Consider the following 26,229-nt stretch of genomic DNA (forward strand, 5'->3'; position numbering starts at 1 on the left):
TCACCCCGAACGTCCGGGCATGACGTACTCGTGCGATTACGTTCCGTCGCACCAGGACCTCGGCGTCGCTGCCTTCTCCGCGCTCGCATACACCAAGGACCCGGGTCTGACTGCGATACTGGACGCGCTGGCGTCAGGGATGGCAGACAAGGCCGAGAGGTCCAAGGGCAACGCCGAGACTGACGAGGGCGGGGACGTGGACCGTGTGGACTGGGCGGAAATCGTCGAGATCGGTCTGGGTGAGGGCCCGGGCCGCGACTATTGGAGGCATCTGATGGCCACTTACACCCCGAACTTTCCCGGCAGCCACACGATCGTCGAAGAGTCGTGGCTCGAAGGCCGCGCCAAGGGCCAAGCCGAGGGCAAGGTCGAGGGCAAAGTCGAAGGCAAGGCCGAGGACATTCTGCACATCCTCGGTGTGCGGGGCGTCGAGGTCTCCGACTCCGTCCGGGAGCGGGTCACCGCCTGCACCGACCTCGACGTGCTGGGGACCTGGCTCGACCGCTCCCTGAGCGTGGCGGACGCCGAGGAGCTGTTCCGCGAGAAGTAGGACACGTGAAGGGCGCCCCGCGGTGATCCGCCGGGCGCCCTTCGTGCGTTGTAGCAGAAGCGGCTACAGCTTCTCGATGACGTAGTCGACGCACTTCGTCAGGGCCTCGACGTCCGCCGGGTCGATCGCCGGGAACATCGCGACGCGGAGCTGGTTGCGGCCGAGCTTGCGGTAGGGGTCGGTGTCGACGATGCCGTTGGCGCGCAGGGCCTTGGCGACGGCGGCGGCGTCGATGTCCTCCGTGAAGTCGATCGTGCCGATGACCTGGGAGCGCTTGGCCGGGTCGGTGACGAACGGGTTGGCGTACTTGATGTCCTCGGCCCAGCCGTAGAGGGTGCGCGCGGAGGTGGCGGTGCGGCGGACGGCCCAGTCGAGGCCGCCCTGGCCGTTGATCCACTCCAGCTGCTGGTTGAGCAGGAAGAGGGTGGCCAGGGCCGGGGTGTTGTACGTCTGGTTCTTGCGGGAGTTGTCGATCGCGGTGGGCAGCGAGAAGAACTCCGGGATGTGACGGCCGGAGGCGTGGACGCGCTCGGCGCGCTCGATCGCGGCCGGGGAGAACACGCCGATCCACAGGCCGCCGTCGGAGGCGAAGGACTTCTGCGGGGCGAAGTAGTAGACGTCCGTCTCGGAGACGTCGACCGGGAGGCCGCCGGCGCCGGAGGTGGCGTCGACCAGGACCAGGGCGCCGTCGTCGGCACCGGCCACGCGCTTGATCGGCATGGCGACGCCGGTGGAGGTCTCGTTGTGGGTGTAGGCGTAGACGTCGACGCCCGACTGGGCGACCGGCTCCGGGTGCGTGCCCGGCTCGCTGGTGATGACGTCCGGCTCCGCGAGCCACGGCGCGAGCTTCGCGGCCTTGGCGAACTTGGAGCTGAACTCGCCGAAGGTGAGGTGCTGCGACCTGTTCTCGATCAGGCCGTGCGTGGCGATGTCCCAGAAGGCGGTGGAGCCGCCGTTGCCGAGGATCACCTCGTAGCCGTCGGGCAGCTGGAACAGCTCGCGGATGCCCTCGCGCACCTGACCGACCAGGTTCTTGACCGGGGCCTGGCGGTGGGAGGTGCCCATGAGGGAGGCGCCGGTCGCGGCCAGCGCGTCCAGCGCCTGAGTCCGCACCTTGGAGGGGCCCGCGCCGAAACGTCCGTCGGCGGGCTTGATGTCAGCGGGAATCTGGATCTCAGCCACGGTGGGAGCGTAGCTGTTTCGGGAAACCTTGGTGAAACCTCGTCCGTCGGGTGAGACGGCGTTTCGGTGGGCGTCCGACCTGGGGGCTGCCGCCCCCAGACCCCCGCTCCGGCCCTGAACGGGCCTTGTCCTCAAACGCCGGACGGGCTGGAATGCCGGACGTCGGCTGGTTTGCTGGAGGGATGACGGATCTCGAAGCTGCGCTGCGTACCGTCGTCCGGGGTGAGGTGGGGTTCGACATCACCTCTCGGGCGTTGACCACCATGGACGCGTCCAACTACCGCCGCGTCCCCTTGGGTGTGGTGGCGCCACATGACGCCGACGACGTCGCCGCCGTGCTGGAGGTGTGCCGGGACCATACGGTGCCGGTCGTGGCACGCGGCGGAGGTACCTCGATCGCGGGACAGGCCACCGGTACCGGCGTCGTGCTGGACTTCACCCGCCACATGAACCGGCTCGTGTCCCTGGACGCGGGCACGCGCACCGCCGTCGTCCAGCCCGGCCTCGTCCTCGACCGGCTCCAGGACGCCGCCGCCCCGCACGGTCTCCGCTTCGGCCCCGACCCCTCCACCCACAGCCGCTGCACGCTCGGCGGAATGATCGGCAACAACTCCTGCGGCTCGCACTCGGTGGCGTGGGGGACGACCGCGGACAGCGTGCGGGAGCTGGACGTGATCAGCGGGCGCGGGCAACGGTTGCGGCTCGGGCAGGGGTGGTCCGGTGCGCCGCAGGGGCTGCGGGAGCTGGTGGAGGGGGACCTGACCCGGCTGCGGACCGGCTTCCCCGAACTGCCGCGCCGCATCTCGGGATACGCGCTCGACGCCCTGCTTCCCGAGAAGGGCGCCGACGTCGCCCGTTCCTTCTGCGGGAGCGAGGGCACCCTCGGGATCCTCACCGAGGCGGTCGTACGGCTGGTGGAGGCGCCACGCGCGCGGGCGCTCGCCGTGCTGGCGTACCCCGACGAGAGCGCCGCCGCGGAAGCGGCCGCCGGGTTGTTGCCGCACGGGCCGCTGACCGTGGAGGGCATGGCCGAGGACCTGGTGCCGGAGTCGGCCTCCGCGGTGCTGCCGCGGGGCGGGGCCTGGCTGTTCGTCGAGACCGGCGGGGAGTCGGAGAGCGAGGCACGCGCGCGGGCGGCGGCGATCGTGCGGGCCGCCGATGTCGTCGACGCGGTCGTCGTCACCGATCCGGCCGGGCAGCGGGCCCTGTGGCGCATCCGGGAGGACGCGAGCGGTACGGCGACCCGGATGCCGGACGGCAGCGAGGCCTGGCCCGGCTGGGAGGACTGTGCGGTGCCGCCCGCGCGCCTCGGGGCGTATCTGCGGGACTTCCGCGCGCTGCTGACCGCGCACGGGCTGCGCGGGACGCCGTACGGGCACTTCGGTGACGGCTGCATCCACGTCCGTATCGACTTCGACCTGCTGACGGAGGCGGGTGTCGCTCGCTTCCGGCGCTTCTCGGAGGAGCTCGCCGAGGTCGTCGTGGCGCACGGGGGATCGCTGTCGGGGGAGCACGGGGACGGCCAGGCGCGTGCCGAGCTGCTGCCGAAGATGTACGGGGAGGACATGGTCGCCCTCTTCGAGCGGGCGAAGGGGGTCTGGGACCCGGACGATCTGCTCAACCCGGGGATGCTGGTGCGCCCCGCCCCCCTCGACTCCAACCTGCGCTTCTCCGTACTGCCGAGCAAGCCCGTGGACGTCGCCTTCGGTTACCCGGCCGACGGCGGGGACTTCTCGGCGGCCGTACGGCGCTGCGTCGGGGTCGCCAAGTGCCGTACGACGTCGGCGACCGGCCCCGCCGTCATGTGCCCGTCCTTCCGGGCCACCGGCGCCGAGGAGCACTCCACGCGCGGGCGTGCCCGGCTGCTGCACGAGATGCTCGCCGGGGAACTGGTGACCGACGGGTGGCGGTCGACGGAGGTGCGGGACGCGCTCGATCTGTGCCTGGCCTGCAAGGGGTGCCGGTCCGACTGTCCCGTCGAGGTGGACATGGCCACGTACAAGGCGGAGTTTCTGCACCACCACTACGAGGGACGGCGCCGCCCGGCCGCGCACCACAGCATGGGGCGCCTGCCCCAGTGGCTGCGCGTCGTGGCACGCACGCGTACCGCGGCGCTGGTCAACGCCCTGGCCGCCGTACGGCCGTTGGCGTGGGTGGCGAAACGGCTCGGCGGGATCGCTCCCGAGCGGGGGATCCCGCGGCTGGCGGCGCGGACGTTCAGCCGGTGGTGGGAGCGGCGGGAGAAGCCTCGCGCCGGCGCGGACGGTGACCTGGTCATCCTGTGGCCGGACACCTTCACCGAGCACCTCACCCCGTCCGTGGGGCAGTCGGCCGTACGTGTGCTGGAGGCGGCCGGGCTGCGGGTGGCGCTGCCGCCGACGGTGCGGCTGAAGACGCCGGCGGGGAGCGGCGGTGCGGAGGTGACCGTGGCGCTGGATCCGGTGTCCCTCCTACGGGGTCGCGAGCGGGTCTGCTGCGGGTTGACGTACATCTCGACCGGGCAGCTCGACCACGCCCGCGCGGTGCTGCGGCGCACGCTCGACCTCATGGAGCCGGTGCTGGCGACAAACGCCCCGGTCGTGGTCCTGGAACCGAGCTGTGCCGCTGCCCTCCGCGCGGACCTCCCTGAGCTCCTGCACGACGACCCACGGGCCCGTCTCCTGGCCGACCGCGTCCTGACCTTCGCGGAGACGTTGGAGCGCCACGCGCCCGACTGGACGCCGCCCCGCGTGGACCGGCCGGCGGTCGGACAGACGCACTGCCATCAGCACGCGGTCCTGGGTGACGCGGCCGACCGCCGGCTGCGCGCGGCGGCGGGGCTCGCCGGGGACCTGAGCGGCGGCTGCTGCGGACTCGCGGGCAACTTCGGGTTCGAGAAGGGGCACTTCGAGGTGTCGGTGGCGTGTGCGGAGGAGCGGTTGCTGCCGGCGGTGCGGGGAGCGGCGGAGGACGCCGTGGTGCTGGCGGACGGGTTCTCCTGCCGGACACAGCTGGAGCAGCTGGCGGGCGTGCCGGGGCGGCATCTGGCGGAGGTGCTGGCGGAGCGGTTGGAGGGGGACGGGTGACCGGGGGTGGTGAGTGCTCTCCGGCCGGGGCGGCGGCCGCTCGACGGCCGGGGATCGGGTGTTCCCGATGGGTCGGCTGTCTGGGCTGGACGTGGGAGTGGGGCGGCTCGTGCGCGTCCGGGCCGTGGTGGGGGTGCGGGGTCCGGGACGTGTGACTTGGGGAGAGTGAGTGCGTTCCGGGTTGGTGGTGGCGGGTGCTCGCTGGTCGTGCGGGGGTGGATCGGTGGGTTGGCTCTTTGGGCTGGACGTGGGAGTGGGGCGGCTCGTGCGCGCTCGGGCCGTGGTGGGGGTGCGGGGTCCGGGACGCGTGAAACGGGGAGAGTGAGTGCGTTCCGGGCTGGTGGCGGCGGGTGCTCTCCGGTCGTGCCGGGGTGGCCCGTGGGTTGGTCCTTTGGGCTGGACGTGGGAGTGCGGCGGCTCGTGCGCGCCGGTGCCCGCGCTCCGCGCGCGGTGCCGGTGGCGGCTGCATACGCTGGCCGGACAGCGACCCCGCCGCCCACAGGGAGCCCCGCACATGGCCCTCCGCGTCCAGTCCATCTCCCGCGACGAACACCTCGCGTTCGTCGCGGCCCGTCCGTCCGCCAGCCATATGCAGGTCCCGTCCTGGGGAGAGGTGAAGCCGGACTGGCGGGCGGAGAGCCTGGGGTGGTTCGACGAGGAGGGGCGGCCGGTGGGGGCCGGGCTCGTGCTCTACCGCCCGCTGCCGAAGCTGAAGAAGTACCTCGCCTACCTCCCCGAGGGACCGCTCGTCGACTGGCACGCCCCCGACCTGTGCGAGCGCTGGCTCGAACCGCTGCTCGCCCACCTCAGGCGGCAGGGCGCCTTCTCGGTCAAGATGGGCCCGCCCGTCGTCGTCCGCCGCTGGAGCACCGAGGCGGTGAAGGCGGCCATCGCCGACCCGGCCGCCCGGCGGCTGCGGGACGCGGAGCCGACGTCGTACGAACAGGGCGCCCTCGACATCGCCGAACGGCTGCGGCGGGCCGGCTGGCGGCAGACGGAGCCGGGCGGCGAGGAGGGCTTCGCGGCCGGGCAGCCGCGGTACGTGTGCCAGGTGCCGTTCGCCGGACGGTCGTTGGACGACATCCAGCGCGGCCTCAACCAGCAGTGGCGGCGCAACATCAAGAAGGCCGAGAAGGCCGGAGTGAAGGTCGTGCGCGGCGGCTACGAGGACCTGCCCGCCTTCTACGAGCTCTACGCCGAGACCGCCGAGCGCGACCGTTTCATCCCGCGCCCCCTGCCCTACTTCCAGCGCATGTGGACCGCGCTCACCGCCGAGCACCCCGACCGGATGCGGCTCTACCTCGCCCACCACGACGGCGACACCCTCGCCGCCGCCACCATGCTGACCGTCGGCGACCACATCTGGTACTCCTACGGCGCCTCCACCAGCCACAAGCGCGAGGTCCAGCCCAACAACGCCATGCAGTGGCGCATGATGTCCGACGCCCACGAGCTCGGCGCCGCCGTCTACGACTTCCGCGGCATCACGGACACCCTGGAGGAGTCCAACCATCTGCTGGGCCTGCTGCGGTTCAAGGTGGGGGCCGGCGGCGAGGCCGTCGAGTACCTGGGGGAGTGGGACTTCCCGCTCAACAAGCTGCTGCACAAGGCGCTGGATCTGTACATGGCACGGCGGTAGCTCGCGCGGGGTCGGCGGAGCCTGCCCGTCCACACTCTGGGACAGTGGCATAACGGGTTCACACACCTGACGATGTCCATTACCTTGGACTGGGCAGTACAGCCCGCTGAACAGACCGAGCCCTCCGAGCCGAGCACTGGAACGCCCGTGAGTACCCCTGATGCCGCAGCCGTCGCCGCCGTAGCCGCCACGTCCTCGCCGACCAGCGGCCGGGCCGTTCCCGAGCCGACGGCCGGCGGCCCGCGCCGCTGGGGCTCCTTCGGCCCCGTCGGGCTAGTGCTCGCCGGGGGGATCTCCGTGCAGTTCGGCGGAGCCCTGGCGGTGAGCCTGATGCCGCGGGCCGGCGCGCTCGGTGTGGTGGCGCTGCGGCTGCTGGTCGCGGCGGTCGTCCTGCTGCTGATCTGCCGGCCCCGGCTGCGCGGCCACTCCCGCACGGACTGGGGCACGGTCGTCGTCTTCGGCATCACGATGGCCGCGATGAACGGCCTCTTCTACCAGTCGGTCGCCCGTATCCCGCTGGGCCCCGCGGTCACCCTCGAGGTGCTGGGCCCGCTCGCCCTCTCCGTGCTGTCCTCACGCCGGGCGGTCAACGTCGTCTGGGCCGCACTCGCCCTCGCCGGGGTCTTCCTCCTCGGCGGCGGAGGCTTCGGCAGCCTCGACCCCGTAGGTGTCGCCTTTGCCCTGGCGGCGGGCGCCATGTGGGCGGCCTACATCATCTTCAGCGCCCGCACGGGCCGACGCTTCCCTCAGGCCGACGGCCTGGCGCTGGCGATGGCGGTGGGAGCCGTACTGTTCCTCCCCCTGGGGCTCGCCGAGTCGGGCACGAAGCTCCTCGACCCCGTGACCATCGGCCTGGGCGCAGCCGTGGCCATCCTCTCCTCGGTCCTCCCCTACACCCTCGAACTCCTGGCTCTGCGCCGCCTCCCCGCGGCGACCTTCGCCATCCTGATGAGCCTGGAACCGGCCGTCGCCGCCACCGCCGGCTTCCTCATCCTCAACCAGTCCCTCTCCGCCCTGCAGGCCCTGGCAATCGCCCTGGTCATCGCGGCGAGCATGGGCGCGGTGCGGACACAGGTACGGCGGGGGCGGGCTCCGGCGGAGAAGGCTTAGGCGGGCTCCCGGCGGGGGCGGGCTCCGACGGACAGGGCTTGGGCGGGCAGGGCTCGGGCGGACTCGCGCCCGGGCGGCACTTCGTCTTCCGCGGCCGAGTCGAGGCCCCGCCGTCCGATGCCGCGTCGGGCGCGCGTCGGTGCAGTTCCCGCAGGCCTACGGCTGTCGCGGTGACGGCTCGTTCGTGCATGGGTACGGTGCGGCGGAAACCGCAGAGGCGGGGGAAGGTGCCCGCGGGGAACGGTCAGGCGGGGCGGCGGCCCGGTGGTCCTGCCTCGCCCGGGGCGGTTCGCGGGCCCGCGGTCATGTCTGGCCCTGGCCTTGGCGCATGAGCAGTCCTTGCAGGCCGATGCCGTGTCGGGCGCGCAGTCGGTGCAGTTCCCACAGGCCCACCGCCGTCACCGAGACGGGGGCGCCGAGCATGAACACGATCCGAACCGGTACGGGCACGCCCGTGTAGGCGCCGGTGAAGACGTCGATCAGGGCCATCTCCCAGACCAGCGTCATGGCCAGCAGCGGCGGCATCGTCTCGTGGATGTCGGCGGTGCGGAACACGTGGAGGAGGGCCAGTCCGATACCCGCGATGACGAAGGGCAGCACCCACACGAACGTGAGCAGGATGCCGGTGTAGGTGACGACGGTCATCACCAGGTTGGTCGCGAAACGACCCTCGACGAAGCCCGTGAGCACGGAGGCCGGGAACACGAAGACCGCGGCCACCAGGGCGACCATCGCGCCGAAGCACTTCGCCGCCCGGCGCAGCAGCTCCCGCCGCGCCGAGGCGGAGGCCAGGGCGAGCAGGACGCCCACGACGACCGGGAAGGTCACGCAGAGCACCAGGACGTTGATCCAGGACTGGTTCAGACGGTCGCTCGCGACGTCGCCCACCGAGTCGGCGACCCTGACGGAGTCGGCGATCTTGTACGTGACCGACATCCACACCACCGCCGCCAGTCCCACCAGGGTGCGGATCCCCTGCATGCGGGCCACGACCGGGTCCCGGACGATGCCGGGCCTGGACGGCTTGAACACCCTGCGCGCGACGGGGACGGGACCGATCTGCTGCCACAGCCGCATGAGGGGCCCGGGCGGGGCGGGCGCCGGCGGTCCCGGATACGGCGGGTACGGGTACGGCGCGTTGGGGTGCGGAGCGTAAGGGTGCGGGACGTGGGGCGGATACGGATACCCGCCGGCCGGCGGCGGAGGCGGCTGCCGGCCCTGTGGATCGAAGGGTGGCTGCCCGCCCGGATTCCAGTTGCTCATCCCTGTGCTTCCCCCGAGCTGTGACCGATGCGTTGCTGACGCAACACGCGCGACGGACGAGTGTATTGACGGCACGCCGCACAGGCACCCTTCCCCCGGTGAACACCTCTCAATTAATGCAAGCATGCTTGCTTGTTTTCTCGCGCGCTGCCATGCTCCTCACCACGCCGCACCACGCCGCACCACGCCGCACCACTTCGCACCACGCCGCACCGCCCACGCACATCGCCGTGCCCCGAGGGAGCGCCCCGTGTCCGATCCGACGCCCGTGTTCGACGATCTGCGCGAGGAGAGCGAGGAACTCGACCGGCTGGTAGCCGCGTTGAGCCCCGAGCACTGGGCACTCGCGACTCCGGCGCCCGGCTGGAGCGTCGCCCACCAGATCGCGCACCTCGCCTGGACGGACCACTCGGCGCTGCTGGCGGTGACCGACGTGGAGGGGTTCCACACGCTGGTGGAGAAGGCGCTGGTGACGCCGGGGTCGTTCGTCGACGAGGGCGCGGAGGAGGGGGCCGCGCTGCCGCCCGCCGAGCTGCTGGCGCGCTGGCGGGAAGGGCGGGCCGCCCTCGACACGGCGTTGCGCGAGGCACCGCACGGCACCAAGTTCCCCTGGTACGGCCCTCCTATGTCGGCCGCCTCCATGGCCACGGCCCGACTCATGGAGACCTGGGCCCATGGTCTGGACGTCGCCGAAGCAGCCGGTGTGGTGCGCGCACCCACCGACCGGCTCAGGCATGTGGTGTGGATCGGGGTACGGACCCGCGACTTCGCCTTCGGCGTGCACGGGCTCCCGGCGCCGCCCGACCCCTTCCGCGTCGAACTCGTCGCCCCTTCCGGTGCGGTCTGGGCATACGGCCCCGAGAACGCGTCGCAGCGCGTCACCGGCCCCGCCCTCGACTTCTGCCTCCTGGTCACCCAGCGCGCCCACCGCCACGACCTCGCCCTGCGCGCCGAAGGCCCCGACGCCGACCGCTGGTTCGACATCGCCCAGGTCTTCGCGGGCCCGCCCGGCGCGGGCCGCGCACCCAAGGGGCCGGCCCGGTGACCTCGCCCACGCCCCCGGCCGGGCCGGTCCTGCGCATCGGCAACGCCTCCGGCTTCTACGGCGACCGCTTCGACGCCATGCGCGAGATGCTCACCGGCGGCGAACTGGACGTCCTCACCGGCGACTACCTCGCCGAACTGACCATGCTGATCCTCGGCCGGGACCGGCTGAAGGACCCCGGAGCCGGATACGCCCGCACCTTCCTGCGCCAGCTGGAGGAGTGCCTGGGTCTCGCGCACGAGCGGGGCGTCCGGATCGTCGCCAACGCGGGTGGCCTCAACCCGGCCGGACTCGCCGACGCAGTGACGAGGCTGGCGGACCGGCTCGGCCTCCCCGTACGCGTCGCCCATGTCGAGGGCGACGACCTCAAGGACCGGTATCCGGACAGCCTCGCCGCGCACGCCTACCTCGGCGGCTTCGGCATCGCGGCCTGTCTGAGCGAGGGCGCGGACGTCGTCGTCACCGGGCGGGTGACGGACGCGGCCCTGGTCACCGGGCCCGCGACGGCCCACTTCGGGTGGGGCCCCGGCGACCACGACCGGCTCGCGGGCGCCGTGATCGCCGGACATGTGCTGGAGTGCGGGGCACAGGCCACCGGCGGCAACTACGCGTTCTTCGACGAGCGCGGCACCACCCGCCCCGGCTTCCCGCTCGCCGAGCTCCACGAGGACGGCACCTGCGTCATCACCAAGCATCCCGGCACCGGCGGCCTCGTGGACGTCGGCACGGTGACCGCCCAGCTGCTGTACGAGACGGGCGGCGCACGGTACGCGGGACCGGACGTCACCGCCCGGCTGGACACCGTACGGCTGACCCAGGACGGCCCCGACCGGGTCCGTATCGAGGGCGTACGGGGCGAGGCCCCGCCCCCGACCCTCAAGGTCGGCCTCAATCGCCTAGGCGGCTTCCGCAACGAGGTCGTCTTCGTGCTGACCGGGCTGGAGATCGAGGCGAAGGCCGCTCTGGTGCGGCGGCAGATGAGCGAGGCGTTCGCCAAGTCACGTCCCGCCGAAGTCCGTTGGGACCTCGTCCGCACCGACCGGCCCGACGCCCCGACCGAGGAGACCGCGAGCGCGCTGCTCCGGCTGGTCGTCCGGGACCCGGACCAGGAGAAGGTCGGCCGGGTGCTGAGCGGAGCCGCCGTGGAGCTCGCGCTCGCCAGCTACCCCGGCTTCCATGTGCTGTCGCCACCGGGAAAGGGCACGCCCTATGGGGTCTTCGAGGATGTGTACGTCCCCCATGGCGCCGTCGACCATGTGGCAGTCCTCCACGACGGCCGCCGTATCCCTGTGCCGCCGGCCCACGACACCCTCGTACTGGAGGATGCGCCGCAACCACCGCTGCCCGGGCCCCCGCTCGCCGCGGAGCCGACCCGTCGCGCGCCGCTCGGTCTCGTCGCCGGGGCCCGCAGCGGCGACAAGGGCGGGAACGCCAACGTCGGTGTGTGGGTGCGGTCGGAAGAGGCCTGGCGCTGGCTCGCGCACGAACTCACGGTCGAGCGGTTCCAGGAGCTGATTCCGGAGAGCCGTCAGCTGAAGGTCACCCGGCACCCCCTCCCCGGCCTCCGCGCCCTCAACTTCGTCGTCGAGGGCATCCTCGGCGAGGGCGTCGCCGCCCAGCACCGTTTCGACCCGCAGGCCAAGGCCCTCGGCGAATGGCTGCGCTCCCGTCACCTGGACATCCCGGAGAGTCTGCTGTGACCGTCCTGCCCTCCACCCTGGACCCCAACGGCCCCGACCACCGCGCCAACCGCGAGACCATGCTCGCCAAGCTCGCCGACCTCGACACCGAGCACGCCAAGGCACTCGCGGGCGGCGGCCCCAAGTACGTCGAACGGCACCGCAAGCGCGGCAAGCTGCTCGCCCGCGAGCGCATCGAGCTGCTCCTCGACCCCGACACGCCCTTCCTGGAGCTGTCGCCGCTGGCCGCCTGGGGCAGCGACTACGCCGTCGGCGCGTCCCTCGTCACCGGCATCGGTGTCGTCGAGGGCGTGGAGTGCCTGATCACCGCCAACGACCCGACCGTGCGCGGCGGAGCGAGCAACCCCTGGTCGCTGAAGAAGGCCCTGCGGGCGAACGACATCGCGCTCGCCAACCGGCTGCCCGTCGTCAACCTCGTCGAGTCGGGCGGCGCCGACCTGCCGTCCCAAAAGGAGATCTTCATCCCCGGCGGCGGCATCTTCCGGGACCTGACGAGGCTGTCGGCGGCCGGGATCCCCACCGTCGCGGTCGTCTTCGGCAACTCGACGGCCGGCGGCGCGTACGTCCCCGGCATGTCCGACCACGTGATCATGGTCAAGGAACGCGCCAAGGTGTTCCTGGGCGGCCCGCCCCTGGTGAAGATGGCGACCGGCGAGGAGAGCGACGACGAGTCGCTGGGCGGCGCGGAGATGCACGCGCGCGTGTCGGGCCTCGCGGACTACTTCGCCGTGGACGAACCGGACGCGCTGCGGCAGGCGCGAAGGGTCGTCGCCCGGCTCAATCACCGCAAGGCGTACGGCGATCCGGGCCCCGCCGAACCCCCCAAGTACTCCGCCGACGAACTCCTCGGCATCGTCCCCGGCGACCTCAAGACCCCCTTCGACCCGCGCGAGGTCATCGCCAGGATCGTCGACGCCTCCGACTTCGACGAGTTCAAGCCGATGTACGGCACGAGCCTGACCACCGGCTGGGCGGCCCTGCACGGCTATCCGATCGGCGTGCTGGCGAACGCCCAGGGGGTCCTGTTCAGCGAGGAGTCCCAGAAGGCGGCCCAGTTCATCCAGCTGGCCAACCAGCGGGACATCCCTCTTCTCTTCCTGCACAACACCACCGGCTACATGGTGGGCAGCCAGTACGAGCAGGGCGGCATCATCAAACACGGCGCGATGATGATCAACGCGGTCAGCAACAGCCGCGTGCCCCATCTCTCCGTCCTCATGGGCGCGTCCTACGGCGCCGGCCACTACGGCATGTGCGGTCGCGCCTACGACCCCCGCTTCCTGTTCGCCTGGCCCAGCGCCAAGTCGGCCGTCATGGGCCCTCAGCAGCTCGCCGGCGTGCTCTCGATCGTCGCCCGGCAGTCCGCGGCCGCCAAGGGGCAGCCGTACGACGAGGAGGGGGACGCCGCGCTGCGCGCCATGGTGGAGCAGCAGATCGAGTCGGAGTCGCTGCCGATGTTCCTTTCGGGGCGGCTGTACGACGACGGCGTCATCGATCCACGCGACACCCGCACGGTCCTCGGTATGTGCCTGTCCGCCATCCACACGGCCCCCTACGAGGGCGCTCGCGGTGGCTTCGGCGTCTTCCGGATGTGAGGCCCCCTTCTGCGGCTGAACCGCCGCCGCTCTCGCGGACCTGGTTGCTCGCCGCGGTGGTTCCTCAATTGATGGTTGCGGTGATCTAGTGGAAAGGGAGCACTCCTCATGATCAGAAGCCTTCTGGTCGCCAACCGGGGCGAGATCGCCTGCCGCGTCTTCCGCACCTGCCGTGAGTCGGGAATCCGGACGGTGGCCGTGTATTCGGACGCCGACGCGAACGCCCTCCACACGCGCGTGGCCGACACGGCCGTACGGCTGCCGGGAGCGGCGCCGGCCGACACGTATCTGGACGCCGGACTGATCGTGAAGGCGGCCGTGGCGTCCGGCGCGGACGCCGTGCACCCCGGCTACGGCTTCCTCTCCGAGAACGCCGACTTCGCGCGCGCCGTCCTCGACGCGGGACTCGTCTGGATCGGCCCGCCGCCGGACGCCATCGAGGCGATGGCGTCCAAGACACGGGCGAAGGAGCTGATGGGGCTGGCCCCCCTGGGGGAGGTCACCGAGGCCGACCTCCCCGTCCTGGTGAAGGCGGCCGCGGGCGGCGGAGGGCGCGGCATGCGAATCGTGCGCCGCCTGGAGGACCTGAGCGCCGCCCTGGTCAGCGCCCGCTCCGAGGCCGCGAGCGCCTTCGGCGACGGTGAGGTCTTCGTCGAGCCGTACGTCGAGAACGGCCGCCATGTCGAGGTCCAGATCCTCGCCGACACCCACGGCACGGTCTGGGCGCTGGGCACCCGGGACTGCTCCCTGCAGCGCCGCCACCAGAAGGTGATCGAGGAGTCCCCGGCGCCCGGACTCTCCGAGCAGCTCACCCAGGAACTGCACGCGCTGGCCGTGCGAGCCGCCCGCGCGGTCGACTACGTCGGCGCCGGCACGGTCGAGTTCCTGGTGGCGGGCGACAAGGCCCACTTCCTGGAGATGAACACCCGCCTCCAGGTCGAACACCCCGTGACGGAGGCCGTCTTCGGCATCGACCTGGTCGCCGAACAGATCCGCGTCGCCGAAGGCCACGCCCTCGCCGACCACCCGCCACGCGCGCGTGGTCACGCCGTCGAGGCCCGCCTCTACGCCGAGGACCCGGCCCGCGACTGGGCTCCGCAGACCGGCACACTGCACCGGTTCGCCGTACCCGAGGGCGTCCGGCTGGACACCGGCTTCACCGACGGCGACGACATCGGCGTCCACTACGACCCCATGCTCGCCAAGCTCGTCGCCCACGCGCCCACGCGCGCGGAGGCGGTCCGCAAGCTCGCCGGCGCCCTGGAACGGGCGACGCTGCACGGCCCGGTCACCAACCGGGACCTCCTCGTACGCTCCCTGCGCCACGAGGAGTTCACGTCCGCCCGCATGGACACCGGCTTCTACGACCGCCATCTCCGCGACCTCACCGAGCCGGCCTCCGACCCGCACGCCCCCCTGGCCGCCGCCCTCGCCGACGCCCACGGCCGCTCCCGCTTCGGCGGCTGGCGCAACGTGCCCTCCCGGCCGCAGACCAAGCGCTACGAGGCGGCCGGCGAGGAGATCGAGGTCCACTACCGCCACACCCGCGCGGGCCTGGAGGCCGACGGGGTACGGGTCGTACACGCCGATTCCGCCCTGGTCGTACTCGAAGTGGACGGCGTACGAAGGAACTTCGAGGTGACGAGGTACGGCGACGACATCCACGTCAACGCCACCCGCCTCACCGCCCTGCCCCGCTTCCCCGACCCGACCGCCCAGCACGCACCGGGCTCCCTCCTGGCCCCCATGCCGGGCACGGTCGTCCGTGTCGCCGACGGCCTGAGCGAGGGGACGGCCGTGGAGGCCGGACAGCCCCTGCTGTGGCTGGAGGCGATGAAGATGGAACACAAGATCACAGCCCCGGCCACAGGCATGCTGAGTGCCTTGCGTGTAGTACCCGGCCAGCAGGTAACGGTCGGCTCACTGCTGGCGGTAGTGCAGGAAACCTAGGGGCGCGGGGAACTGCGCGAGCAACCACACACAACCCGCAGCCGGAAGGAGCCCCCATGCCCGCCTCTCTCGAATCCGAGGAACACAAGGCCCTACGAGCCGCGGTAGCCGCCCTCGGCAAACGCCACGGCCGCGCCTACGACCGGGAAGCACTCTGGTCCGAAGCAGCCAAACTCGGCTACCTCGGCGTCAACCTGCCGGAGACCCACGGCGGCGGAGGCGGCGGCATCGCCGAACTCTCCATCGTCCTCGAGGAACTGGGCGCCGCAGGCTGCCCCTTGCTGATGATGGTCGTGTCGCCCGCCATCTGCGGCACAGTGATCGCCCGCTTCGGCACAAAAGCCCAAAAACGGGAGTGGCTCCCCGCCCTCGCCGACGGCACCCGCACCATGGCCTTCGGCATCACAGAACCCGACGCCGGGTCGAACAGCCACCGCATCACCACCACGGCCCGCCGCGACCCGGACAGCGGAGACTGGCTCCTCACCGGCCGCAAGGTCTTCATCTCCGGTGTCGACATCGCGGACGCGACCCTCATCGTCGGCCGCACCGAGGACGCCCGCACCGGCAACCTCAAGCCCTGCCTGTTCATCGTCCCGCGCGACGCCGAAGGCTTCACGCGCCGCCAGATCGACATGGAACTGAGCGCCGCCGAAAAGCAGTTCGAGCTGACCCTCGACGATGTACGGCTCCCCGCCGACGCCCTGGTCGGCGACGAGGACGCCGGCCTGCTCCAGCTCTTCGCCGGCCTCAACCCCGAACGCATCATGACGGCCGCCTTCGCGATCGGCATGGGCCGCTACGCCCTCGCGCGCGCCGTCGAGTACGCGCGCGACCGCACCGTCTGGAAGGCCCCCATCGGCGCCCACCAGGCCATCGCGCACCCCCTGGCGCAGGCACACATCGACCTCGAACTGGCCCGCCTGATGATGCAGAAGGCGGCCTACCTGTACGACGCCGGTGACGACGTGGGCGCGGGCGAGGCCGCCAACATGGCCAAGTACGCGGCCGGGGAGGCCTGCGTGAAGGCCGTCGACCAGGCCGTGCACACCCTCGGCGGAAACGGGCTCACCCGCGAATTCGGCCTCGCGTCGTTGATAACCGCGGCGCGCGTGTCTCGTATTGCTCCGGTGAGCCGGGAGATGATTCTCAACTACGTCTCCCACCAGACCCTGGGCCTGCCCAAGTCTTACTGACGGGCACCCTGTCGGCACCGTGTCGCGAGGAGGAACCGTGTTCCGCAGCGAGTACGCAGACGTCCCGGCCGTAGAACTGCCCATCCACGATCACGTGCTGGGCCGGGCGGCCGAGTTCGGTGACGCGCCCGCGCTCATCGACGGCACGGACGGCACCACCCTCACGTACGGGCAACTCGACCGCTTCCACCGGCGCGTGGCCGCCGGCCTGGCCGAGGCGGGCGTCCGCAAGGGCGACGTCCTCGCCCTGCACAGCCCCAACACGGTCGCCTTCCCGACCGCGTTCTACGCCGCCACGCGCGCGGGTGCCTCGGTCACGACCGTGCACCCGCTCGCCACGCCCGAGGAGTTCGCCAAGCAGCTGAAGGACTCGGCGGCCCGCTGGATCGTCACCGTCTCACCGCTGCTGGAGGCCGCACGCCGGGCCGCCGAACTCGCGGGCGGCGTGCGCGAGATCTTCGTGTGCGACAGCGCGCCCGGACACCGGTCGCTCATCGACATGCTGGCGTCCGCCGCACCCGAACCGCAGGTCGACATCGACCCGGCGGCGGACGTCGCGGCCCTGCCGTACTCCTCCGGCACCACCGGCATCCCCAAGGGCGTGATGCTCACGCACCGCCAGATCGCGACGAACCTCGCCCAGCTCGAACCCGCCATATCCGCCGGCCCCGGCGATCGCATCCTCGCCGTCCTGCCCTTCTTCCACATCTACGGCCTGACCGCCCTGATGAACGCGCCCCTGAGGCTGGGCGCGACGGTCGTCGTGCTGCCCCGCTTCGAGCTGGAGACCTTCCTCGCCGCCATCCAGAACCACCGCATCACCGGCCTGTACGTGGCCCCGCCGATCGTGCTGGCCCTCGCCAAGCACCCCTTGGTCGCGCATTACGACCTGTCGTCGCTCAAGTACATCGTCAGCGCCGCCGCGCCCCTGGACGCGAGGCTCGCGGCCGCCTGCTCGCAGCGCCTCGGCCTGCCGCCGGTCGGCCAGGCGTACGGCATGACCGAACTGTCCCCCGGCACCCACGTCGTCCCCCTGGCCGCGATGCACGACGCACCCGCCGGGACCGTCGGCAAGCTCATCGCCGGCACCGAGATGCGCATCGTCTCCCTCGACGACCCCGACAAGGACCTCGGCGCCGGCGAGCCCGGCGAGATCCTCATCCGCGGCCCCCAGGTCATGAAGGGCTACCTCGGCCGCCCCGACGCCACCGCCGCGATGATCGACACCGACGGCTGGCTGCACACCGGCGACGTGGGCCATGTGGACGAGAACGGCTGGCTGTTCGTCGTGGACCGGGTGAAGGAACTCATCAAGTACAAGGGCTTCCAGGTGGCCCCCGCCGAACTGGAGGCCCTCCTGCTCACCCACCCCGGCATCGCCGACGCGGCGGTCATCGGCGTCTACAACGAGGACGGCAACGAGGTCCCGCACGCGTACGTGGTCCGCCAGCCGACCGCCACCGACCTCTCCGAAGGAGAAGTCATGATGTACGTCGCCGAACAGGTCGCCCCCTACAAGCGCGTCCGCGGGGTCACTTTCATGGACGGCGTCCCGAGGGCCGCCTCCGGCAAGATCCTGCGCCGCGAACTGCGGGCACTCAGGGAGGACATGTGACGCTGATCGGCCGTACACGCGCGCGGGGAGTCGAGACCCTCACCCTCGACTCCCCGCACAACCGCAACGCGCTCTCGGCGGCCCTCGTGGGCGAGCTGACGGACGCGCTGACGGACTGCGCCAAGGACGCCGACGTACGCGCGATCGTCCTCACCCACACCGGCAACACCTTCAGCGCGGGAGCGGACCTGCGCGACCCACCGCCGCCGGACGCGCTGGTGGCGCTGCTGAGGCAGATCGTCGAACTGCCCAGACCGGTCGTCGCCCGCGTCACCGGCCACGTGCGCGCGGGCGGCCTGGGCCTGCTCGCGGCCTGTGACATCTCGGCCGCCTCCCCGCAGGCCACCTTCGCCTTCACGGAGGTCCACATCGGCGTCGCCCCCGCGGTGATCTCGCTGCCCCTCCTGCCCCGCACGGACCCCCGCGCCCTGGCCCGCTACTACCTCACCGGCGAACGCTTCAGCGCGCCGGAGGCGGCCCGCATCGGCCTGCTCACCACGGCGGGCGAGGACGTCGACGAGGCACTGACCCCCATCCTGGACGGGCTGCGCCGGGCCTCCCCCCAAGCCCTGGCCGAGACGAAAGCGCTGCTCACGGCTAAGGTGCTGGAAGCCTTCGACCGGGACGCGGCGGACCTGACCGTGCTCTCGGCCCGGCTGTTCTCCTCCGACCAGGCCCGTGAGGGGATGACGGCCTTCCTCGAAAGACGGGATCCCGCATGGGTGGTGTGACCACAGTCGGCGACCGCGCGGACCGCGCCGACCGCGTTCCGAAGCAGGACCGCAGCCGCGCCACCCGGCAACGCCTCCTGGAGGCCGCCGTGGCCTGCCTCGCCGAACACGGCTGGGCGGGCTCCACGGTCTCCGTCGTCGCCGAACGCGCCGGCGTCTCCCGCGGCGCCGCCCAGCACCACTTCCCGACCCGCGAGGACCTCTTCACGGCGGCGGTCGAGTACGTCGCCGAGGAACGCTCGACGGCCCTGCGCGCCCTGTTCCCGCAGGGCGCGGCGGGCGACCGGCGCGCGGTCGTCTCCGCCCTCGTGGACCTCTACACGGGCCCGCTGTTCCGCGCGGCGCTGCACCTGTGGGTGGCCGCCTCCAACGAGGACCAGCTACGGCCACAGGTCACGGAACTGGAGGCCCGGGTCGGCCGCGAGACCCACCGGATAGCCGTGGACCTGCTGGGCGCGGACGAATCCCGCCCCGGCGTGCGGGAGACCGTCCAGGGCCTGCTCGACATGGCCCGCGGCCTGGGCCTCGCCAACCTTCTCACCGACGACGCGCCCCGCCGCGACCGCGTGGTGACGCAGTGGGCGGTGCTGCTGGAGGAGGCGCTGGGCTGAGGCGCCCCGCCGCCCGTCAGTCGTCGCCGTTCCCGTCGTCGCCGTAGTCGTCCTGGGGCACTTCGCTCTGCTGCTGTTCCAGCTCCTGCTGCTCGCGCTCGGCCTGCTCCTGCCGTTCCTGCTCCTGCCCGGCCTGCTCCCGCTGCTCCTGCTCCAGCCTCTCTTCGTCCCGTCTCGCCTCGTCCGGCTCGTCCTGCTCCTCGGCACGGGCCCTGCCCGTCTCCGCCGCCGGGACCGGGGAGGCGGTCGGGGACGGGATCGAGACTGGAAGGGACGTGGCCGCGGAGGCGGGCGGGCTCGGCGTGGCCTCAGAGTTCGTCCCCTCCGTCGCGGTGTTGTCGGGGGAGAACCACAGCATGCCCAGGAGCATCGCGGCCGCGAAAAGCACCGCGGCGGCGGCCGTGGCCGCCACCCGAGGCCGGCGCACGAGGAGCCCGAGGGGGCCGGGCCGCGCCGGGCTCGGTGCCCTGGAGGCGGACCGGGACCGGGATTGCGACCGGGACCGGGACCGGGATTGCGACCGGGACCGGGACCGGGATTGCGACCGGGATCCCGATCTTGCGGTGGACGCCGGCCCTTGGGCGGAGGGGAGCATGTACGTGGTCGGATTGCTGGTGTCGCCCACCTGCGACCCGGTGGCCGACGCCGACGCGACCGCAGACCGGGACGGCGACGTCGCGGCGGGCAGTGGCTCGGGGCGTCCCTGCCAGGCGCCGTCGGCGAACCAGTCGGCGGCCTGCTGGGCGGCGGGCCGGTACTCGGGGTCCTTGGCGAGCAGGCCGAGAAGGTAGCTCTCGAAGGCGGGCGGAAGCCCCGGGACGCCCAGTTCGCGGGGCGGTACGGGCACGGCGTCCAGATGCTGGTGAAGGATCGCGACGGCCGTGTCGGCGTGGAACGGCGGGCGTCCGGTGAGCAGTTGGTAGAGCACACAGCCCAGCGCGTAGACATCGGAGGCCGGGCCCGCCGGTTTCCCCAGCGCCCGCTCGGGGGCGAGATAGAGGCTCGTGCCCACGATCTGCCCGGTCGCGGTCAGCGCGGCGCCGGGGTCGTCGAGGAAGCGGGCGATCCCGAAGTCGCCGATCTTGAGGGTGCCGTCGGCGGCCAGGAGCAGATTGCCGGGCTTGATGTCCCGGTGGACGATGCCCTGGCGGTGCGCGGCGGCCAGCCCCGCGGCGGCCTGGGCGGCGATGCGGGCGACACGTTCGGTGGGCAGCGCGCCGAACTGCGACGCCACGCGCGCGAGGCTGTCGCCCTCGACGAGCTCCATCACCAGGAAGAGCCGGTTGTCGTGCTCCCCGAAGTCCCGGACGCCGACCACGTTCGGATGGGCGATCCGCGCCGCCGTCTGTGCCTCGAGACGGAACCGGGACGTGGCGGTGGGGTCGGAGTCCTGGGGCAGCAGGAGCTTGACGGCCACGGGCCGGCCGAGCGTCTCGTCGTAGGCCCGCCAGACCTCCCCCATCCCACCGCGCCCGATCGACTCGCTCAGCCGGTAACGGCCCGCTATCAGCACCTGTTCTCATCCTCATGCCGTGGGACGCCTCGATGGCCGCAGGCATGAACTCACCACGTAGGAACGGGTGATGGTGGAAGGTGCGCCGCAGCCGCCCCAGCATACTGGCGGAGTGGATCAGTCACGGTCCGTATGCCGAACGCCGGCAGCACCGACGGCCGAGCGGCATCGCGCGGAGCTGATCGGCTCCGCGCGATGCCGCTCGGGATCAGTGGACCGGGGCAGGGATCAGTGCGCGATGTCGGCGTAGCCCTCGACCGCGCGCGGGTCGCGCGGGCCCGGGCCGATGTAGCGGGCGGACGGGCGCACGAGGCGGCCGGTGCGCTTCTGCTCCAGGATGTGCGCGGACCAGCCCGCCGTGCGGGCGCAGGTGAACATGGACGTGAACATGTGCGCCGGGACCTCCGCGAAGTCCAGCATGATGGCGGCCCAGAACTCCACGTTCGTGGCCAGGACCCGGTCCGGGCGCCGATTGTGCAGCTCCTCCAGCGCTGCCTTCTCCAGCGCCTCGGCGACCTCGAAGCGCGGCGCGCCCAGCTCCCGTGCGGTGCGGCGCAGCACCCGCGCGCGGGGGTCCTCGGCGCGGTAGACGCGGTGGCCGAAGCCCATCAGGCGTTCGCCCTTGTCGAGGGTCTGCTTCACATACGCCTCGGCGTCGCCGGTGCGCTCGATCTCCTCGATCATGTGCAGCACCCGGGAGGGGGCACCGCCGTGCAGCGGACCGGACATGGCTCCCACGGCACCGGAGAGCGCCGCGGCCACGTCGGCGCCGGTCGACGCGATGACGCGGGCCGTGAAGGTGGACGCGTTCATGCCGTGCTCGGCGGCGGACGTCCAGTAAGCGTCGACGGCGGCCACATGCTTGGGGTCGGGCTCGCCGCGCCAGCGGATCATGAAGCGCTCGACGACGGACTGGGCCTTGTCGATCTCACGCTGCGGCACCATGGGCAGGCCCTGGCCGCGCGCGGACTGGGCGACATAGGACAGGGCCATCACGGCGGCTCGGGCCAGGTCCGCCCGGGCCTGCTCCTCGCCGATGTCCAGGAGGGGCTTCAGCCCCCACACCGGGGCCAGCATGGCGAGCGCGGACTGGACGTCGACGCGGATGTCGCCGGAGTGCACGGGAATCGGGAAGGGCTCGGCGGGCGGCAGACCGGGCCTGAAGGCACCGTCGACGAGCAGCCCCCAGACGTTGCCGAACGAGACATGGCCGACCAGGTCCTCGATGTCGACGCCCCGGTACCGCAGAGCGCCGCCCTCCTTATCCGGTTCGGCGATCTCCGTCTCGAACGCGACGACTCCCTCGAGTCCGGGTACGAAGTCGGACATCAGGCGGCTCCTCGTGATGTGTGCGACGGATGGGGTTGTGGGTGGAACGACCACGTGTCACTCGACAGAGATGGACATACGCCCCGTTGGATCCACGGTCACGGGGACTCGCGGTCCGGGGTGTACCCCTGTGATGCCCCGTGCGGTCGGCCGTCATCCAACCACGACAACACCAGCACGATAGTCCCTGAGTGTCATCCTCGGGAGGGGTTTGCGGCACTCAGTGCCATGCGCACCGAAGGGAGCCACCGCGCCGTACGGCGTCCGTCCCATACGGCAGGATGACCGCGTGACCGACCGAGACGCCGTGCCCCTCGACCCCGCCGCCATGCGCAAGCAGTACCGGGCCGAGGGCCTCGCCGAGAACGACCTGGCCACCACGCCGGTCGAACAGTTCGCGCGCTGGTTCAAGCAGGCCGCGTCCGAGGCCCACCTCTTCGAGCCGAACGCGATGATCGTCTCCACGGCGGATGCCGCCGGGCGGCCCAGCTCCCGCACGGTGCTGCTGAAGCACTTCGACGAGCAGGGCTTCGTCTTCTACACCAACTACGACTCGCGCAAGGCCCGCGACCTCGGCGAGAACCCGTACCTCTCGCTGCTCTTCCCCTGGCATCCGATGGCCCGCCAGGTCATCGTCACGGGCGTGGCGCGGCGCACCGGGCGCGACGAGACGGCCGCGTACTTCCGCAGCCGCCCGCACGGCTCCCAGCTCGGCGCCTGGGCCAGCGCCCAGTCCTCCGTCATCGCCACCCGCGCCGACCTGGACGCCTCGTACGCCGAACTGTCCGCGCGCTATCGCGAGGGCGATCAGGTGCCGGTGCCGCCGAACTGGGGCGGCTTCCGGGTGGCACCCCAGGCGGTGGAGTTCTGGCAGGGGCGCGAGAACCGTCTGCACGACCGGTTGCGGTACGTGGCGGAGCAGGACGGGAGCTGGCGGGTCGAGCGGCTGAGTCCGTGAGGCCGGCACGCGCAGGGTGCCCCTGAACGCAGACGACCCGCGAGCTCGGGTCCCTCCGCCGTGGCGGAGGAGCCGGCCGGACGTACCGGCGAGCTCGCGGGTCGGGTGACTGCCTGGGATTGGGCCGGCTGCGTGTATCTCGCACACGCTGGTCCGGCGCCGCACTTGTGGGGCGACGGGCCGCTAGCCCGCAGCCACCTCGCGCGTCCGGGTTTCACTCATTTACCCGATCACCTCCTTTCCACGTAAGCCACACCCTAGGAACGGGTCGGACCCCGATCAACCCATTTTCCGGGATGTTGACGGAACCGATTCTGGCCGGGCGCTGTAGCCGTATCCGTCGCCCCGTTGCAGGAGCTCCAGATTCCAGTGGGAGACGTTGACCCTGCCCATCGGCGTCGTGAGGCTGTGCTGCCCCCTGGCTCGGACCGAGATGCGGCCGGTCCACGTGCCCGCCCACTTCCCTGTCGGGACAGTGGCCCGTACGAGATCTCCGGTGATGTATCCGAAGTGCTGCTTCGCCCGGGCCCGCCTCAGGCGCGGGAATCCGTAGCGGTCCGGTGTGGTGCGGGCGTAGGAGCCGCGCCCGGTGGCCTTGGCGACGAGTACCTGCCCGGGGTACCGCACGATTGCGTCACCGGCCCCGTGATCCAGGTGTCCGACGGACAGCGCGTCCAGGGTGTGTGTCTTGGCCAGGCCCATGGCGCTCCGGTTGTCCTTGGTGCACTCGCCCGTCGAGGTGTGCACCGGTTTGCCGAGTGTGGCCAGCGCCTCGGTGAGCTGCCATCGGGTCGCGTTCATGGCGGCGGCGTCGTGGAGCGGTGTCTTGACCTGCTGGAGAATGCGTGCGAGGCGGTCGGATCGATGGGCGAGGAAAACCTCGACAGGCTTGGTGCCCTTGGCCTCGTTACAGGGGACGCAGGCGAGGACGAGGTTGGAGATGCGGTTCGAGCCTCCTCGGCTGCGGGGTCTGAGGTGCTCGATGTTCAGGGGGACGCCGGTGGCGTCGCAGTAGGCGCAGGCGTTGTTCCACTTGGCGCGCAGGTAGGCGCGGGCGTTGGTTGCGGCGAGTGTTCCTTGTGCGTATTCGGCTCCGTACAAGGGGCTGCCCGCGCTCATGGAATGGGTGTCGAAGCTGACGCTCTCCACATGGATCTCGGTGATGGGGGTGTAACGGATCAGGCGGTTCGCCAGGGAGAAGGTGGTGTCGATGCGGTGACGCAGGGACGGCGGAAGCCATCCCGCCGGGTGCGTGCGGTTGTTCGAGCGGGGTGCTCGGTAGCGGCAGTTGGCGGATCGCCGTCTGCGTCGGTATCCGGCGCGCTGTTGCACGCATGTGCGGATCTGGTCGGCGCGATGCTGGAGCTCGATCGAGATGAGGCCGCGCCGTACGGTGACGGTGGTGCCGCGTTCGTCGCATTCCTTCTTCTCGTCGGTGAGGACGAGACCGGTGCCTTTGGAGCCGGGGTCGATGCGCAGCTGCACTCCGTCGACTGCCGATTCGGCTCGTGTGCGGTCCTTCAGAAGGATGGTGAAGGGGACTTGCCGGGCGACCACGGCTCGTCCCTTGCTGAGGAGCTCGCGGGCACGGGCGGGGTGGCAGGGCATGAGCGGGTGTCCGTTCCTGGACAGGACAAAGACTCTGCTCGCGCCGACCCCGCCTTGGTACGGCTGGATGTGTGTGGGAGCGTCACCGCTCCCGCTCTCTGCCGCCTGCGCCGCCGCGGCTGCGCTCTTGGCGTGATGCCGACGGGGCCTGGTGCCGCGCCCGCCGGTCTCCCCTCGCCCATGTTCCCTGCCGGTGCCCCGCGCGGTGGCGGGGTGTCCGTGAGCCGTTTCGTCCCTGCTCCCAGGGGTGTCTGCTCCCACGGATTCCAGAGCAGGCTGCTGAGGAAGCACAGCCTGGTGGGTCTGCTCGCCTGCAGGAGACGTAGTCATCGGGGCACCTCCCTGATCTCTCGATCGTGATGACTGGGGCTGGTCACTCGGCGACCTGGTGGCCGGGGAGCGAGTGACCTCCCTTCTTCGTGTGCAGCTGACGCTAGCGGGCAAGATCCGCACGTCGGCGTGTAACTGGCAAGTGCCGCCTATTTGTGCGAACTGGTGAAGTTTCCCGAACAATCGGTCGATCCAGCTGCTACGCGGCTGTGCGTGACGTGATCGGTTTCGTCATGGACGGATCGGCGCTGGCCACCTACCGTTCCGATCATGACGGGGCGCTATGTGGGGCGGCAGGCGATCCTCAGCGGATCGACCTTCGAGGAGCAGATCGGGTACGCGCGTGCCGTGGTCGACGGGGACTGGGTGCATGTGTCGGGGACGACCGGGTTCGACTACGCGACGATGACGATCTCCGAGGACGTGGTGGAGCAGGCCGAGCAGTGTCTGCGGAACGTGGGGGCCGCGCTGGAGGAGGCGGGGTGTTCGTTCGCCGATGTGGTGCGGGTGCGGTATCTGCTGCCCGAGCGGGCCGATTTCGAGCCGTGCTGGCCTGTGCTGCGGCGGTACTTCGGGGACGTGCGGCCGGCGGCCACGATGATGGTGTGTGGGCTGGCCGACCCTCGTATGAGGTTCGAGGTCGAGGTGGACGCCCGACGGGGGAGTGGCGCGCGTGTCTGACCTTCGGATAGTGCCGGTCGACGGCGAGGTCATGCTTGAGGAGTGGCGGCACGTCCACAATGTGATCGTTCCGCCGGCGGCCATGGATCTCGACGGGGTACGGGAGCGCAGCGGACGGTACCGGCTGCGGAACGCGTACGTCGGTGATGTCCTGGTCGGCTGTTCGACCGTGCGGCCCCCGGAGGGCGAGGAGGCCGTGGCCACGGTCATCGCGCGTGTGCTGCCCGAGTACCGGCAGCGCGGGTACGGCACGCAGTTGTACGAGGAAGGGCTCGCGCACGCGCTCGTGCTGGGTGCTGGGGTGATCGAGACCTGTGTGCTGGCCGCCAACGGGGACGGGGTGCGGTTCGCCGTGGCGCGCGGGTTCGTGGAGGTCGATCGCTATGTGCTGGACGGCGAGAGCGATCTGTGGCTGGACCTGCGGTTGGAGTAGCCACGTGTAGGCACACGGCGGCGCGTGCAACGATTCTCTCAATCTTGGGGAACACGGTGTGTGCTGCGTCACGTTCCAGTTAGATGATTGCGAGTGAGCGAACCGACGCGTCGTACGTGCGGACG

The 26,229-nt window shown here is 71.5% G+C and carries 20 protein-coding genes; 15 read left to right on the forward strand and 5 right to left on the reverse strand.

Annotated elements, in window-relative coordinates; genetic code table 11:
* Positions 1 to 19 precede the first annotated feature (19 nt).
* Positions 20 to 550, forward strand: a complete 531-nt coding sequence (locus ACFY5C_RS16825) for a hypothetical protein (protein ID WP_389444969.1) — start codon at positions 20 to 22, stop codon at positions 548 to 550.
* A gap of 63 nt (positions 551 to 613) precedes the next feature.
* Here the strand turns inward: ACFY5C_RS16825 and serC are convergent, their stop codons facing one another.
* On the reverse strand, positions 614 to 1,732 hold the full coding sequence (gene serC / locus ACFY5C_RS16830; protein ID WP_389444970.1) for a phosphoserine transaminase: 1,119 nt from the start codon (positions 1,730 to 1,732) through the stop codon (positions 614 to 616).
* Positions 1,733 to 1,914: 182 nt separating this feature from the next.
* On the opposite strand from serC, the gene ACFY5C_RS16835 reads away from it, so the two are divergent.
* The 3 genes from ACFY5C_RS16835 to ACFY5C_RS16845 all read left to right on the forward strand — a co-directional run bounded on the left by ACFY5C_RS16835 (position 1,915) and on the right by ACFY5C_RS16845 (position 7,546).
* Positions 1,915 to 4,797: an FAD-binding and (Fe-S)-binding domain-containing protein gene (locus tag ACFY5C_RS16835; RefSeq protein ID WP_389444972.1), complete on the forward strand. Its 2,883-nt coding sequence runs from the start codon at positions 1,915 to 1,917 to the stop codon at positions 4,795 to 4,797.
* Between the two features lie 514 nt (positions 4,798 to 5,311).
* A complete protein-coding gene (locus ACFY5C_RS16840) occupies positions 5,312 to 6,436 on the forward strand; it encodes a lipid II:glycine glycyltransferase FemX (RefSeq protein WP_389444973.1) in 1,125 nt (374 codons plus the stop codon).
* Between the two features lie 147 nt (positions 6,437 to 6,583).
* Positions 6,584 to 7,546: a DMT family transporter gene (locus tag ACFY5C_RS16845; RefSeq protein WP_389444975.1), complete on the forward strand. Its 963-nt coding sequence runs from the start codon at positions 6,584 to 6,586 to the stop codon at positions 7,544 to 7,546.
* A 303-nt stretch (positions 7,547 to 7,849) separates the two neighbouring features.
* Here ACFY5C_RS16845 and ACFY5C_RS16850 read toward each other — a convergent pair whose 3' ends face one another.
* A complete protein-coding gene (locus ACFY5C_RS16850) occupies positions 7,850 to 8,809 on the reverse strand; it encodes a hypothetical protein (RefSeq protein WP_389444977.1) in 960 nt (319 codons plus the stop codon).
* 250 nt (positions 8,810 to 9,059) lie between these two features.
* Here ACFY5C_RS16850 and ACFY5C_RS16855 point away from each other — a divergent pair, with 250 nt between their 5' ends.
* The 8 genes from ACFY5C_RS16855 to ACFY5C_RS16890 all read left to right on the forward strand — a co-directional run bounded on the left by ACFY5C_RS16855 (position 9,060) and on the right by ACFY5C_RS16890 (position 19,252).
* The gene (locus ACFY5C_RS16855; RefSeq protein WP_389444979.1) at positions 9,060 to 9,854 is read left to right on the forward strand and encodes a TIGR03084 family metal-binding protein; all 795 of its coding nucleotides are present in this window, start codon (positions 9,060 to 9,062) and stop codon (positions 9,852 to 9,854) included.
* On the forward strand, positions 9,851 to 11,554 hold the full coding sequence (locus ACFY5C_RS16860; protein ID WP_389444980.1) for an acyclic terpene utilization AtuA family protein: 1,704 nt from the start codon (positions 9,851 to 9,853) through the stop codon (positions 11,552 to 11,554). The genes ACFY5C_RS16855 and ACFY5C_RS16860 overlap by 4 nt, the downstream gene beginning before the upstream one ends.
* Positions 11,551 to 13,149: an acyl-CoA carboxylase subunit beta gene (locus ACFY5C_RS16865; RefSeq protein WP_389444982.1), complete on the forward strand. Its 1,599-nt coding sequence runs from the start codon at positions 11,551 to 11,553 to the stop codon at positions 13,147 to 13,149. The genes ACFY5C_RS16860 and ACFY5C_RS16865 overlap by 4 nt, the downstream gene beginning before the upstream one ends.
* A 108-nt stretch (positions 13,150 to 13,257) precedes the next feature.
* Positions 13,258 to 15,099, forward strand: a complete 1,842-nt coding sequence (locus ACFY5C_RS16870) for a biotin carboxylase N-terminal domain-containing protein (protein WP_389444984.1) — start codon at positions 13,258 to 13,260, stop codon at positions 15,097 to 15,099.
* Between the two features lie 56 nt (positions 15,100 to 15,155).
* Entirely contained in the window at positions 15,156 to 16,295 is a 1,140-nt protein-coding gene (locus tag ACFY5C_RS16875; RefSeq protein WP_389444985.1) for an acyl-CoA dehydrogenase family protein, read from the forward strand.
* Between the two features lie 37 nt (positions 16,296 to 16,332).
* Positions 16,333 to 17,910: a 4-coumarate--CoA ligase family protein gene (locus ACFY5C_RS16880; RefSeq protein WP_389444987.1), complete on the forward strand. Its 1,578-nt coding sequence runs from the start codon at positions 16,333 to 16,335 to the stop codon at positions 17,908 to 17,910.
* Positions 17,907 to 18,641, forward strand: coding sequence for an enoyl-CoA hydratase family protein (locus tag ACFY5C_RS16885; protein WP_389444989.1), 735 nt, complete (start codon positions 17,907 to 17,909; stop codon positions 18,639 to 18,641). Before ACFY5C_RS16880 ends, ACFY5C_RS16885 begins: the two co-directional genes overlap by 4 nt.
* Positions 18,629 to 19,252, forward strand: coding sequence for a TetR/AcrR family transcriptional regulator (locus ACFY5C_RS16890; RefSeq protein WP_389444991.1), 624 nt, complete (start codon positions 18,629 to 18,631; stop codon positions 19,250 to 19,252). The genes ACFY5C_RS16885 and ACFY5C_RS16890 overlap by 13 nt, the downstream gene beginning before the upstream one ends.
* Before the next feature lie 16 nt (positions 19,253 to 19,268).
* Here the strand turns inward: ACFY5C_RS16890 and ACFY5C_RS16895 are convergent, their stop codons facing one another.
* A complete protein-coding gene (locus ACFY5C_RS16895) occupies positions 19,269 to 20,765 on the reverse strand; it encodes a serine/threonine-protein kinase (RefSeq protein WP_389444993.1) in 1,497 nt (498 codons plus the stop codon).
* 228 nt (positions 20,766 to 20,993) lie between these two features.
* Positions 20,994 to 22,094 (reverse strand): citrate synthase 2, encoded by a 1,101-nt coding sequence (locus tag ACFY5C_RS16900; protein ID WP_328426960.1) that lies wholly within the window; start codon positions 22,092 to 22,094, stop codon positions 20,994 to 20,996.
* A 289-nt stretch (positions 22,095 to 22,383) separates the two neighbouring features.
* Between ACFY5C_RS16900 and pdxH the strand changes: the two genes are divergently transcribed.
* Complete coding sequence (gene pdxH, locus ACFY5C_RS16905; RefSeq protein ID WP_389444995.1) at positions 22,384 to 23,052, forward strand: pyridoxamine 5'-phosphate oxidase; 669 nt, start codon at positions 22,384 to 22,386, stop codon at positions 23,050 to 23,052.
* Positions 23,053 to 23,331: 279 nt separating this feature from the next.
* Here pdxH and iscB read toward each other — a convergent pair whose 3' ends face one another.
* Complete coding sequence (gene iscB, locus ACFY5C_RS16910) at positions 23,332 to 24,729, reverse strand: RNA-guided endonuclease IscB (RefSeq protein WP_389445449.1); 1,398 nt, start codon at positions 24,727 to 24,729, stop codon at positions 23,332 to 23,334.
* A gap of 531 nt (positions 24,730 to 25,260) precedes the next feature.
* Between iscB and ACFY5C_RS16915 the strand changes: the two genes are divergently transcribed.
* Positions 25,261 to 25,671, forward strand: a complete 411-nt coding sequence (locus tag ACFY5C_RS16915; protein WP_389444997.1) for a RidA family protein — start codon at positions 25,261 to 25,263, stop codon at positions 25,669 to 25,671.
* Positions 25,664 to 26,104, forward strand: a complete 441-nt coding sequence (locus ACFY5C_RS16920; protein ID WP_389444998.1) for a GNAT family N-acetyltransferase — start codon at positions 25,664 to 25,666, stop codon at positions 26,102 to 26,104. The genes ACFY5C_RS16915 and ACFY5C_RS16920 overlap by 8 nt, the downstream gene beginning before the upstream one ends.
* Positions 26,105 to 26,229 lie beyond the last annotated feature (125 nt).

The sequence above is a fragment of the Streptomyces sp. NPDC012935 genome (genome assembly GCF_042900345.1).
Classification (GTDB): Bacteria; Actinomycetota; Actinomycetes; order Streptomycetales; family Streptomycetaceae; genus Streptomyces.